An 11,681-nucleotide genomic window follows, 5' to 3' on the forward strand; every position below is an offset into this window, starting at 1 on the left:
AAGGCCCTTCGTCATGCGCATCCCGCTGTCCGTCCTCGACCTCGCCCCGATCGCCCGGGGGGAGACCGTCAGCAGCAGCATCGCGGCCAGCGTCGCCCTCGCCCAGCGCGCCGAGGAGCACGGCTACCAGCGGGTCTGGTACGCCGAGCACCACAACATGCCGACCATCGCCTCGTCGGCGACCAGCGTGCTCATCTCCCACGTCGGCGCGCAGACCAGCACCATCCGGCTCGGCGCCGGCGGGGTCATGCTGCCCAACCACTCGCCGCTGACCATCGCCGAGCAGTTCGGCACCCTCGAGGCGATGTACCCGGGCCGGATCGACCTCGGCCTCGGCCGCGCCCCGGGGTCGGACCAGAACACCATGTACGCGCTGCGCCGCGACCCCAACTCGGCCGACACCTTCCCGCAGGACGTGCTGGAGCTGCAGGCCTACCTGGCCGGGAGGACCCGGGTGCCCGGCGTGGACGCGATCCCCGGCAAGGGCACGAACGTGCCGTTGTACGTGCTGGGCTCCTCGCTGTTCGGCGCCCACCTGGCCGCCGCCCTGGGCCTGCCCTATGCCTTCGCCAGCCACTTCGCGCCGCAGGCGCTCGAGGCCGCCGTCGCCACCTACCGGTCGGAGTTCAAGCCCTCCGAGCAGCTGGCCGAGCCGTACGTGATCGCCGGGGTCAACGTCATCGCCGCCGACACCATGGCGCAGGCGCAGGAGAACCTGCAGGCGGTGCGCCGCAACATGGCCGTCGGGCTGTTCGGCCGCGGCCGGACCTTCACCGACGAGGAGGCCGACCTGCTGCTCGAGCAGGGCGCCGGCCAGCACGTCAGCTCGATGTTCACCTACGCCGCCATCGGCACCGCGCACGAGGTCGGCGACTACCTCGAGGGCTTCCTGAAGCAGGCCGACGCCGACGAGCTGATCGTCGCCCACCAGTCGCCCACCACCGAGGGCCGGCTGCGCTCGGTCACCCTGACCGCCGAGGCGCTGGAGTCGGTCCCGGCCTGAGGTGCGCGGCAGGGACGTCGTTCCTGCCGTGCCGGCCCCGCTGCAGGGTCCCGCGCCGAGCTCGCGAGGCGTGGGGGCCGCGGGGTCCGTCCTCAGGCGCTGGGGCGGGCCCCGCCGATGAAGCCACCCCACCGCATCGAGGTGACCCGGATGACCGACCCGCTCTGCGGCGCCTCGAGGATCTGGCCGTCGCCCAGGTAGATCGCGACGTGGTGGATGGTCGAGGCGTTGCCCGTGTCGGTCGCCCAGAAGACCAGGTCACCGCGCTGCAGGTCCGACCGGCTGACCTTCGGCAGCGCCTTGTACTGGGCGCTGCTGTTGCGCGGGATGGAGATGCCGGCCTGGGCGTAGGCGTAGCGGGTCAGGCCCGAGCAGTCGAAGCCGATGATGCCGGCGTCCACGCCCCAGCCCATGCTCGGGCCGCTGAGCGAACCGCCGCCCCACGAGTAGATGGTGCCGAGGTACCGGCGCGCGGCGGAGATCGCCGTCTCCACCGCCGAGGAGTCGCCGGCGCCGGCGGTCGAGACCAGCTGGTGCGTGCCGGCCGAGGAGCTGCTGGTGGGCGCGGTGGCCCGGGTGGCCGCGGCCCGCGCGGCGGCGGCCTGCTGCGCGGCGTACTGGTCGGCGGCGGCCCGGGCACCCTGCAGGCCGAGCAGCGTCTCCTGAGCCTGCTGCAGCTGCTGCTGCACGGCGGCCTGCTGGTTGGCCAGTGCGCCGGCCTGGGCCCGGGCGCTGGCCTCGAGCTGCTCGGCGAGCGCGAGCGCGTCGGCGGCCTCCTGGGCCAGCGTCGCGGCCTCGGCCAGCGCGGTCTGCGCGGCGGCGTCCGCGGCGCGGGCCTGCTGCTCGGCGGCGGTGACCTGCACGACGACGTCGCCCTGGTGGGCGCCGGCGGCCTCCAGCAGCGCGGCCCGCTCCAGCATCTGCGCGGGGCCGTCGGCCGTGGTGAGGGCCTCCAGCGTGGGGTTGGTGCTGCCCTGCACGTAGCTCTGCCGGGCGAAGTCGGCGACGTTGCGCCGGGCGGTGGCCAGCTCGGCCTCGGCCTGGCGGGCGGCGGCGGTCGCGGCGTCGGCGGCGGCCTGGGCCGCCTCCTGCTCGGCCTGCTTGCCCTGGAAGGTGTCCAGGGCGATCGCCGACCGGGCGCGGGCGGCGTCGACCTCGGCCTGGGCGGTGGCCAGCTGGGCGGAGAGCGCGCCGACCTGCTGGGCGGCGGCGTCCTTCTGCTGCTGCGCGGCACCGAGCTGGGCGTCGGAGGGGTTGGTGGGGGTGGCCGAGGCGACGCCCGGGGCGGCCACCAGGCAGAGGGCCGCCGCCACGAGGACCCCCGCCACGCGGCGCGCCGGGCGGGTGCCGGTCGCTGCCTCGGTCGTCGTCCTGGTGCGCATCGTCGTGCCTCTCCGCTCTGTCGGGTGTCGCCCGTCCGGGTGACCTGATCAAGTGGTCGGCCGGTTGCGGAGAGTGCTTGAGCGATCTCTGCGTGCTGAGTTGGCGAAAGCAACGCAGGTAGCGGCAGCCGTTGCCCGGGTCGGGGACGACGATGGGCGGATGAACGTCTTCACCGACTACGCCGAGACGCACTGGGTCCCGATCAACGGCGACATGGTGACCGTGCAGACCGTCGACACCGCCGGACGGCGGGAGACGCACGTGCTGTCGGTGCCCGACGCGCTCGCCCAGTTCAAGGTCAAGTACCCCTTCGTGGACGACGCCCAGGCCGCCGCCCTCTTCGCCCAGGGCGGTTGAAGGACCCCGGTGCCCCCCACGCCTCGCAGGCTCAGCGCGGGCCCCTGCACCGGGGCCGGGGGCGAGCCTCTGGACGGGGCCGCGGGGCCGTGGGGCTGCGGCGCCGTGGGGCTGCGGGGCCGTGGGGCCGGGGGATGGGTGGTGGGGGAGCGGGCGTTGGAGGGGGTGTGCGCTTCCTCGTCCTCGGTGACTCCCTGGCCTTCGGCACCGGTGCCGCGACCCCGCAGGACACCCTCGGTGCCCGGCTGACCCGTTCCCTGCGGCAGGCCGGGCACGACGTCCAGCTGCAGGTGCTCGCCGTCCCGGGCGCCACCTCCCTCGACCTGGCCGCCCAGGTGCGCCGGGTGACCGGGTCCGTCGACCTCGCACTGCTGGTGGTCGGGGCCAACGACCTCACCCGTCAGGTGCCGCCCGCGCAGGCGGCCGCGGCGCTCGGGCACGCGGTCGGCGAGCTGGGGGAGCGGGGCGCCACGGTGCTCGTCGTCCCCACCCCCGACCTGTCGTCGGTGGCCTGGGTGCCGCCGGCCTTCCGCGCGGTCGTCGCCGGCATCTGCGACCAGCTGCGGGCCCGGCAGACCCTCGCCGCCGAGTCGGCCGGTGCGGTCGTCGCGCCGGTGGCCCCGGAGCTGTCCCGCCGGTTCGCCGCCGACCCGGCGCTGTTCTCCCCCGACCGCTTCCACCCGTCCTCGGCCGGCTACGCACTGGTGGCCGAGGTGCTCGCCCCGCGGCTGCTCGAGCTCGCCGACCGGCGCCAGGAGGGCGCCGCCTGAGTCAGGCCACGTCGCGCTGAGTCAGGCCGCGTCTCGCGGGGGCACCTGGCAGGCCGCGGTGCCGCCGGGCAGCCGGTACCGGTTGGCCGCCACCAGCCGGTAGACGACCGGGGCCACCCAGCGCACCGGAGGCAGGGAGAGCAGCACGCCGAGCGCGGCCCACGGTGGCCCGGCGGCCCGCAGTGCCCGGGCCACCGCGGCGGCCCCGCCGGACACCGTGCCGTCCCCGTCGACCCACAGCACCTCGGTCTGCGCCCGCTCGGCGGTCACCCCCAGTGCCGCCAGGTCGGCGAACTGCCACGCCACGACCGCGCAGCCGGCCGGCAGCACCCGCCGCGCGACGTCGGCCGACCGGGTGCAGAAGGCGCAGTCACCGTCGAAGACGAGCGTGGGCGCGGGCACCCCGCCATCGTGGCAGAGCCGGTGGCCTCAGGCCTCGACGTCCACGGTCAGCGCCCGGTGGTCCGACAGGGGGAGCCGCGGGGCGGAGGTCGCGGTCACCCGCCCCAGCGACCCGCGCAGCAGCACGTGGTCCAGCTGCCGGTCCGGTTCCTCCAGCGGAAAGGTCAGGCCCGCGGCCAGCGGCGCCCAGCCGGTCACCGCGGCCGGCGTCGGTGGCGTCATGTTCAGGTCGCCCATCAGCACCAGCGGGCCGGGGAACGCGGCCAGGTCGCGCCGCAGCCGGCGCAGCTGCAGCCGGTTCCAGCCGGGCACGAACGACAGGTGGGTGTTCACCACGGTCAGCTCGCCGTGCGGGGTCTCCACCACCGCGACGACGGCGGCTCGGGGCTCCTCGTGCACCTTGATCACCTTGCGCGGTCCGGGCAGCCACATCGGGAAGGTGAACGGGATCGCCGGCAGCCGGATCACCTGCCAGGAACGCACCGGGTACCGCGACAGCAACGCGATCCCGTACTCCGCCGTCCCGGGCTGCTCGCGGCCGGTGGCCGCCATCCAGGTGGCCCCCGGGGTGCCCGCGATCGCCGCGACGAACCGGTGGGCCACCGCGCCCATCGCCTCGGCGGCGACCGCGGTCAGGTCGGCGTGGTGCGAGCGGGGCTGTTCCCGGTCCACCTCCTGCAGCGCCAGGACGTCGGCGTCCAGCTCCCGGACGGCGTCGGCGAAGCGGTCGACGTCGACCCGGTCGTCGGCCGGGGAGCGTCCGTGCAGGATGTTGAAGGTCGCGAGTCGCACGCGTGTGCGCCTACCCGTTCGGGTAGTCGCACACCCGATCTGGCCGATGTACCCCGAGGAGTTCTGTGACCGCCGACCGCGACGCCCTGCGGACCGCCCTGAAGCGCACCGCGTCGGCGCTCAAGCACGACGGCGTCCCGTTCGCGCTGGCCGGCGGCTACGCGCTGTGGGCGCACGGCGCCCCGGAGTCGGAGAACGACGTCGACTTCGTCGTGGCCGAGGGCGACACCGAGCGGGCCGCCAACGTGCTGGAGGCCGCCGGCTTCGAGATCGTCCGGCCGCCGGAGGACTGGCTGTTCAAGGCGTGCACCGACGGCGTGGTCGTCGACGTGCTGCACCGGGTGGTCGGCGAGCCGGTGGACGCGGAGCTGCTGGACCGGTCGGCGGAGATGGACCTGCTCGGCGTCCGGGTGCCGGTGCTGCCGGCCACCGACCTGCTCAGCAGCAAGCTGCGGGCGATGACCGAGCACTACTGCGACTTCGGGGCGCTGCTCCCGCAGGTACGCGCGGTCCGGGAGCAGCTGGAGTGGGACCGGCTCCGCAAGGAGGTCGACGGCAACGACTTCGCCGCGGCGTTCCTGTTCCTGGTCGACCGCCTGGGCGTCAGCACCGACTGAGCCCCGGACGACGACGGGCCGGCACCCCCGAGGGGGTGCCGGCCCGTCGGCCCCCTTCCCGGGGCCCGCCCTGAGCGTGCGAAGGGTGGGGAGGAAGGGGGTCCTTCCTCAGCTCGTCGGCACCGCGCCGGCGCGCAGGGCGCCGAGCAGGTCGTGGTTGAGCCGGGAGATGGTCTCCATCGAGATGCCCTTCGGGCACACCGCGGAGCACTCGCCGATGTTGCTGCAGCCACCGAAGTCCTCGGCGTCCTGCTGGCCGACCATCTTCAGCACCCGGGCGTCGCGCTCGGGCTGACCCTGCGGCAGCAGCCCGAGGTGGGCCACCTTGGCGGCGGTGAACAGCATCGCCGAGCCGTTCGGGCAGGCCGCCACGCAGGCGCCGCAGCCGATGCAGGTCGCGGCGTCGAAGGCGGCGTCGGCGTCCTTCTTCGGCACCGGGACGGCGTGCGCGTCCGGGGCGGTGCCGGTCGGGACGCTGATGAACCCGCCGGCGGAGATGATCCGGTCGAAGGCCGACCGGTCGACCGCGAGGTCCTTGACCACCGGGAAGCCACCGGAGCGCCACGGCTCGATGTCCAGCACGTCGCCGTCGGAGAACGACCGCATGTGCAGCTGGCAGACCGTCGCCTGCTCCGGGCCGTGCGCGATGCCGTTGATCATCAGACCGCAGGAGCCGCAGATGCCCTCGCGGCAGTCGTGGTCGAAGGCCACCGGGTCGTCGCCGTCGAGGATCAGCTTCTCGTTGAGGACGTCGAGCATCTCCAGGAAGGACATGTCGGGCGAGACGTCGGTGACGTGGTAGGTCACCATCTTGCCCTTCTGCGTCCGGTCGCGCTGACGCCAGATGCGCAGCGTCAGGCTCATCATCCGTGTCTCCGTGCTGGTCACTTGTAGCTCCGCTGTGCGAGGTGGACGTACTCGTACTCGAGTGCCTCGCGGTGCAGCACCGGCGGGACGTTCTCGGGGGTGTACTCCCACGCGGCGACGTAGGCGAAGTTCTCGTCGTCGCGCAGCGCCTCACCCTCAGGCGTCTGGCTCTCGGCCCGGAAGTGCCCACCGCAGCTCTCGTTGCGGTGCAGCGCGTCGACGCACATCAGCTCGGCGAGCTCGATGAAGTCGGCGACCCGGCCGGCGTGCTCCAGGTTCTGGTTGAAGATGCCCTGCTCGCCGGAGACCTTGACGTTGGTCCAGAACTCCTGGCGGATCTCCGGGATCCGGTCCAGCGCCTTGCGCAGGCTCTCCTCCGAGCGCTCCATGCCGCACAGGTCCCACATGAGCTTGCCGAGCTCGCGGTGGAACGAGGCCACCGTGCGGGTGCCGTTGATCGACAGCAGCTTCTCGGTCTGGGCACGCACGCCCTGCTCCGCCTCGACGACCGCCGGGTGGGTGGCGTCGACCTTCGGGAACGGGCCGTCGGCCAGGTAGTCGTTGATCGTGTTCGGCAGCACGAAGTAGCCGTCGGCCAGGCCCTGCATGAGCGCGCTGGCACCCAGGCGGTTCGCGCCGTGGTCGGAGAAGTTGGCCTCACCGATCACGAACAGGCCCGGGATGGTCGACTGCAGGTCGTAGTCGACCCACAGCCCGCCCATCGTGTAGTGGACCGCCGGGTAGATGCGCATACCGGTCTCGTACGCGTCCTCACCGGTGATCCGGTTGTACATGTCGAAGAGGTTGCCGTACTTGGCCTCGATCGCCTTCTTGCCCAGCCGCTGGATGGCGTCGGAGAAGTCGAGGTAGACGCCCAGCCCGTTCGGCCCCACACCGCGGCCCTCGTCGCAGACGTTCTTGGCCTGGCGCGAGGCGATGTCGCGGGGCACCAGGTTGCCGAACGCCGGGTAGATGCGCTCGAGGTAGTAGTCGCGCTCGTCCTCGGGGATCTCCCGCGGGTCGCGGGTGTCGCCGCGCTCCTTGGGCACCCACACGCGCCCGTCGTTGCGCAGCGACTCGCTCATCAGCGTCAGCTTCGACTGGTAGTCACCGCTGACCGGGATGCAGGTCGGGTGGATCTGCGTGTAGCAGGGGTTGGCGAACAGCGCGCCGCGCTTGTGCGCCCGCCAGGCCGCCGTGACGTTGGAGCCCTTGGCGTTCGTGGACAGGTAGAAGACGTTGCTGTACCCGCCGGAGGCGAGGACCACGACGTCGGCCATGTGGGAGGTGATCTCACCGGTGATCAGGTGCCGGACGACGATGCCCCGGGCCCGGCCGTCGACGACGATCAGGTCGAGCATCTCGGTGCGCGGGTGCTGCTCGACGTTGCCCAGCCCGATCTGCCGCTCCAGCGCCTGGTAGGCGCCGTAGAGCAGCTGCTGGCCGGTCTGGCCACGGGCGTAGAAGGTGCGCGACACCTGGGCGCCACCGAAGGAGCGGTTGTCCAGCAGGCCGCCGTACTCGCGGGCGAAGGGCACGCCCTGGGCGACGCACTGGTCGATGATCGCGGTGCTCACCTCGGCGAGGCGGTGCACGTTGTCCTCGCGGGAGCGGAAGTCGCCGCCCTTGACCGTGTCGTAGAACAGCCGGTGCACGCTGTCGCCGTCGTTGCGGTAGTTCTTCGCGGCGTTGATGCCGCCCTGCGCGGCGACCGAGTGGGCGCGGCGGGGGCTGTCCTGGAACCAGAAGTTCTTGACCCGGTACCCCATCTCGGCCAGCGTCGCCGCGGCCGAGCCACCGGCCAGGCCGGTGCCGACGACGATGACCGACAGCCGGCGGCGGTTGGCGGGGTTGACCAGCCGGGCGCGGAACCGGCGCTCGCTCCAGCGGTCCTTGATCGGGACGTCGCGGGGTGCCTTGGTGTCGGCGATCGGCTCGCCGACGGTGAAGAGCTCGAGAGGCATGGTGGTGTCCTTCTCTCTCAGTCGATCAAGCCGAAGGCGACGGACAGCGGCACGAGCAGGAAGCCCACGGTCAGCACGGTGGCGACGACGTACGCCAGCCCGTTGACCGCGCGCTCGCGCTTCTTGTTGGTCTGCCCCAGGGTCTGGGTGGCGGCGAAGATGCCGTGCCGCAGGTGCAGCCCGAGCAGCAGCATCGAGACGACGTAGAACGCCGTGACCGGGATGTTGGAGAAGCTGGCGATCAGCCGCTCGTAGGGCGTGCTGTCGTGGCCCTCGGGGTTCACCGCGCCGAGGGTGAGGTCGAGGATGTGCCAGATGATGAACAGGGCGAGGATCAGCCCGCCCCAGCGGACCGTGCGCGAGGCGAAGCTCTGCTGCACGCGCTTCTTGGTCGCGTAGGGCACCGGCCGGGCACGCCGGGCCTGGCGCCACAGCGAGATCGCCGCCCAGAAGTGCAGCACCACCGCGGCCAGCAGCACGAGCCGGATGACCCAGAGCGTCGTCTGGGCCGGGAGTGCCGGCTCACCGATGGTGCGGATCCACCCGGAGTAGGAGTTGAACGTCTCCGGGCCCTGGAACGCCTTGAGGTTCCCGACCATGTGGGCGATCAAGTAGAGGATCATGATGATCCCGCTGACCGCCATCACCGTCTTCTTGACGACCGAGTTGTTGAACCGCCCGGTCGCTGGGGCCCTGCGCTGGCCCGGTTGCGTCGTCACTGTCGCCACGAGGGTCACGGTATGCCTCTGCACACATGACACCCAGGTGAACCCGCCGTGACTCAGCTCATGTAAGGCAGACCTCACCTGCCGAACGACCGCAGACCCGGCAACGAGGCAGCTGCCCGTCCTGTTCCGGACGCCACGAGGACCAGGGGCGACAGCCCGCCCCGTGGTGGAGGAAGATCCCCGCCGACAGCACCCGCACTGCCCCGAGAGGACCCGACGTGCCCGGACCCACCCGCGGCTTCCTCGGCCGCCGCCGTTCCGCCGGTGACCCCCGGCTGCCCCCCGGCCAGTACGACGTCGGTGGCGACTGGCCGGTGCTCACCGCCGAGCCGACGCCGCGGATCGCGCCGGCGGACTGGACCATCACGGTGGACGGCGAGGTGGCGAACCCGACGACCTGGACCTGGGACGAGGCGCACGCCCTGCCGGGTGCGGAGTACCGCGGCGACATCCACTGCGTGACGACGTGGTCGAAGTTCGACACCCACTTCGCCGGGATCAGCGTCGACTCGTTGCTGGAGGTGGCGCAGCCGACCGCCGAGGGCCGGTTCGTGATGGCCACCTCGAAGACCGGCTACACGACCAACCTGCCGATCGAGGACGTCACCGGTGGCAAGGCGTGGCTGGTCTGGGACTTCGACGGCAAGCCGCTCACGGCCGAGCACGGCGGTCCGGTGCGGATGCTGGTGCCCCACCTGTACTTCTGGAAGAGCGCGAAGTGGATCAGCCGGATCACCCTGCTCAAGCGGGACCAGCAGGGCTTCTGGGAGCAGAACGGCTACCACGACCGGGGCGACCCGTGGCGTCAGCAGCGGTACCAGGGCGACTGAGGAAGGACCTCGCTGCCCCCCACCACTCGCAAGCTCGCGGCGGGCCCCTGCAGCGAGGCCGGTAGAGCCTTCGGGCGGAGTTGGAGCACACCGATGGCTGGCTGGCGGACCGCGATCGTCTCTGGCGTGCGGCGCCCGATCGCGCGCGCGGTGGAGCTGCGGCTGGACGTGCACGACCGCATCGACCACCTGCCCGGCCAGCACTACGTCGTCCGGCTGACCGCCGAGGACGGCTACACCGCCCAGCGGTCGTACTCGGTGGCCTCGGCGCCGGGCGACCCGCTGGTCGAGCTGTTCGTCGAGCGGCTCGACGACGGCGAGGTCTCCACCTACCTGGCCGACGTCGTGGAGCCGGGTGACGAGCTCGAGGTCCGCGGCCCGATCGGCGGCTGGTTCGTCTGGGACGGCGCCACCCCGGCGCTGCTGGTCGGCGGGGGGAGCGGCGTCGTCCCGCTGGTGGCGATGGTGCGGCACGCGCGTGCCATCGGGCGGCTGGACCTGCTGCGGGTCGCCGTCTCGGCCCGGACGCTGGACGCGCTGCCCTACGCCGACGAGCTGGCCGAGGCCGGGGCGCTGGTCGTGCTGACCCGGGAGGCGCACGGCATCCGGCCGGCGGCCCGGCTGACCTCGATGGACCTGCTCCCGCTCTGGGAGCCGGGGCAGACCGCGTTCGTCTGCGGGTCGGCGGGGTTCGCCGAGGCGGCCAGCCAGCTCCTGGTCGGGCTCGGGATGCCGCCGGCGGCGATCCGGGTCGAACGGTTCGGGCCGTCGGCGCTGGAGTCGCCCAAGCGCTGAACCGGACCCCCGGTGCGCCGTCGACAAAGGCAAGGCTAACCTCTCCTCGTCCGTCGTTGATCTTGAGGAGCCCGCCGTGCCCCGCCGTCCTGCCCGCCGTGCCGCCGTCCTGGTCGCCGGCCTCACCGCCGTCCTCGGGCTGACCGCCTGCGGCGGCTCCGACGAGGGTGGCGACGCCCCCGCCGCCGAGGGGTCGTCCGCGTCGGGGGCCTTCCCGGTCTCCATCGAGAACAAGTTCGGCACCACCGAGATCCCGGAGGAGCCCGAGCGGGTGGTCACGGTCGGCTTCAACGACCAGGACTTCGTGCTCGCCCTCGGGGTGACGCCGGTCGGCGTCCGGGAGAACCTCGGCGAGTACGACGCGACCCAGCGGCCCTGGGCCGCCGAGCAGCTGGACGGCGCGGAGCTGCCGACCGTCGGCGGCACCGAGATCGACGTCGAGGCCGTGGCCGCGCTCGACCCGGACCTCATCGTCGGCGTGTACTCGTACATGGACCAGGCGGTCTACGACCAGCTGTCGAACATCGCCCCGACCCTCGCGCAGACCGACGAGCACGCCGACGGCGCGACGCCCTGGCAGGAGCAGACCCTGCTCACCGGTGAGGCGCTGGGCCGGGAGGAGCAGGCGCAGGAACTGGTCGACGAGGTCGAGGGCGCGTTCGAGCAGGCGATCAGCGACAACCCCGGCTTCGCCGGCACGTCGGTCGCCGTCGACCTGACCGGGGTCGGCTCCGGGCACTACCTGCTGGGCCAGGACGACCTGCGCACCCAGTTCTTCACCGACCTGGGCTTCGCCGTCCCCGGGACGAGCACCGACGTGAGCCAGGAGCGGCTGGACCTGCTCGACGCCGAGGTGCTGGTGCTCAACGGGTACACGCCCGAGGACACCGCCGCCGAGCCGCTGCTCGCCGCGCTGCCGGTCGTGACCGAGGACCGCACCGTCCACCTGGGCTCCTACGGCGGCGAGGTCAGCGCGGCCCTCGGCTACGGCAGCCCGCTGTCGCTGCCCTGGCTGCTCGAGCGGGTCGAGCCGGCGCTCGCCGCTGCCGTCGACGGTGACCCGGCCACCGAGGTGCCCGAGGTCTGACCGCGGAGCGGGACACGACGGGGCCCGGGGGGCGCGGGGCCCCCGGCCCCGGGTGTAGCCCGCCCCGCCGCCCCCCCCCCGCGCGG

At 73.0% G+C, this 11,681-nt stretch carries 13 protein-coding genes; 7 read left to right on the plus strand and 6 right to left on the minus strand.

The window, feature by feature from the left end:
• The first annotated feature begins 13 nt into the window (after positions 1-13).
• Positions 14-1,003, plus strand: a complete 990-nt coding sequence (locus ACJTNH_RS19450) for an LLM class flavin-dependent oxidoreductase (RefSeq protein WP_458178691.1) — start codon at positions 14-16, stop codon at positions 1,001-1,003.
• 92 nt (positions 1,004-1,095) lie between these two features.
• Here the strand turns inward: ACJTNH_RS19450 and ACJTNH_RS19455 are convergent, their stop codons facing one another.
• A complete protein-coding gene (locus tag ACJTNH_RS19455) occupies positions 1,096-2,385 on the minus strand; it encodes a C40 family peptidase (RefSeq protein ID WP_458178693.1) in 1,290 nt (429 codons plus the stop codon).
• 160 nt (positions 2,386-2,545) lie between these two features.
• On the opposite strand from ACJTNH_RS19455, the gene ACJTNH_RS19460 reads away from it, so the two are divergent.
• Positions 2,546-2,743, plus strand: coding sequence for a hypothetical protein (locus tag ACJTNH_RS19460; protein ID WP_458178695.1), 198 nt, complete (start codon positions 2,546-2,548; stop codon positions 2,741-2,743).
• A 167-nt stretch (positions 2,744-2,910) separates the two neighbouring features.
• The gene (locus ACJTNH_RS19465; RefSeq protein ID WP_458178697.1) at positions 2,911-3,513 is read left to right on the plus strand and encodes a GDSL-type esterase/lipase family protein; all 603 of its coding nucleotides are present in this window, start codon (positions 2,911-2,913) and stop codon (positions 3,511-3,513) included.
• Positions 3,514-3,534: 21 nt separating this feature from the next.
• On the opposite strand, the gene ACJTNH_RS19470 is transcribed toward ACJTNH_RS19465, so the two are convergent.
• Together ACJTNH_RS19470 and ACJTNH_RS19475 are read right to left on the minus strand one after the other, a co-directional pair.
• Positions 3,535-3,915 carry a thiol-disulfide oxidoreductase DCC family protein gene (locus tag ACJTNH_RS19470; protein ID WP_458178699.1) on the minus strand — a complete coding sequence of 127 codons (381 nt, stop codon included), beginning with the start codon at positions 3,913-3,915 and terminating at the stop codon, positions 3,535-3,537.
• 27 nt (positions 3,916-3,942) lie between these two features.
• The gene (locus ACJTNH_RS19475) at positions 3,943-4,707 is read right to left on the minus strand and encodes an endonuclease/exonuclease/phosphatase family protein (RefSeq protein ID WP_458178701.1); all 765 of its coding nucleotides are present in this window, start codon (positions 4,705-4,707) and stop codon (positions 3,943-3,945) included.
• Positions 4,708-4,772: 65 nt separating this feature from the next.
• On the opposite strand from ACJTNH_RS19475, the gene ACJTNH_RS19480 reads away from it, so the two are divergent.
• Entirely contained in the window at positions 4,773-5,324 is a 552-nt protein-coding gene (locus ACJTNH_RS19480) for a nucleotidyltransferase (protein ID WP_458178703.1), read from the plus strand.
• Between the two features lie 108 nt (positions 5,325-5,432).
• Here ACJTNH_RS19480 and ACJTNH_RS19485 read toward each other — a convergent pair whose 3' ends face one another.
• Genes ACJTNH_RS19485 through ACJTNH_RS19495 form a run of 3 tightly spaced genes read right to left on the minus strand, consistent with a single transcriptional unit; the run spans position 5,433 to position 8,883 of the window.
• Positions 5,433-6,212 carry a succinate dehydrogenase/fumarate reductase iron-sulfur subunit gene (locus ACJTNH_RS19485; RefSeq protein WP_458178705.1) on the minus strand — a complete coding sequence of 260 codons (780 nt, stop codon included), beginning with the start codon at positions 6,210-6,212 and terminating at the stop codon, positions 5,433-5,435.
• Complete coding sequence (locus ACJTNH_RS19490; protein WP_458178707.1) at positions 6,209-8,155, minus strand: fumarate reductase/succinate dehydrogenase flavoprotein subunit; 1,947 nt, start codon at positions 8,153-8,155, stop codon at positions 6,209-6,211. The genes ACJTNH_RS19485 and ACJTNH_RS19490 overlap by 4 nt, the downstream gene beginning before the upstream one ends.
• A gap of 17 nt (positions 8,156-8,172) precedes the next feature.
• Positions 8,173-8,883 (minus strand): succinate dehydrogenase cytochrome b subunit, encoded by a 711-nt coding sequence (locus ACJTNH_RS19495; protein WP_458178709.1) that lies wholly within the window; start codon positions 8,881-8,883, stop codon positions 8,173-8,175.
• A gap of 218 nt (positions 8,884-9,101) precedes the next feature.
• Between ACJTNH_RS19495 and ACJTNH_RS19500 the strand changes: the two genes are divergently transcribed.
• From ACJTNH_RS19500 to ACJTNH_RS19510, 3 genes are all read left to right on the plus strand, one after another.
• Entirely contained in the window at positions 9,102-9,713 is a 612-nt protein-coding gene (locus ACJTNH_RS19500; protein WP_458178711.1) for a sulfite oxidase-like oxidoreductase, read from the plus strand.
• Between the two features lie 126 nt (positions 9,714-9,839).
• Positions 9,840-10,508, plus strand: coding sequence for an FAD-binding oxidoreductase (locus ACJTNH_RS19505; protein ID WP_458178713.1), 669 nt, complete (start codon positions 9,840-9,842; stop codon positions 10,506-10,508).
• Between the two features lie 76 nt (positions 10,509-10,584).
• Positions 10,585-11,595, plus strand: a complete 1,011-nt coding sequence (locus tag ACJTNH_RS19510; protein WP_458178715.1) for an iron-siderophore ABC transporter substrate-binding protein — start codon at positions 10,585-10,587, stop codon at positions 11,593-11,595.
• The last annotated feature ends 86 nt before the right edge of the window (positions 11,596-11,681 follow it).

It is taken from the genome of Modestobacter lacusdianchii (assembly GCF_054177765.1).

What these genes read in the sequence shown, in the direction of transcription:
- ACJTNH_RS19460 (WP_458178695.1), top strand. Translation starts at nt 2,546, where the DNA reads ATGAACGTCTTCACCGACTACGCCGAGACGCACTGGGTCCCGATCAAC.
- ACJTNH_RS19490 (WP_458178707.1), bottom strand. Translation starts at nt 8,155, where the DNA reads ATGCCTCTCGAGCTCTTCACCGTCGGCGAGCCGATCGCCGACACCAAG.
- ACJTNH_RS19455 (WP_458178693.1), bottom strand. Translation starts at nt 2,385, where the DNA reads ATGCGCACCAGGACGACGACCGAGGCAGCGACCGGCACCCGCCCGGCG.
- ACJTNH_RS19450 (WP_458178691.1), top strand. Translation starts at nt 14, where the DNA reads ATGCGCATCCCGCTGTCCGTCCTCGACCTCGCCCCGATCGCCCGGGGG.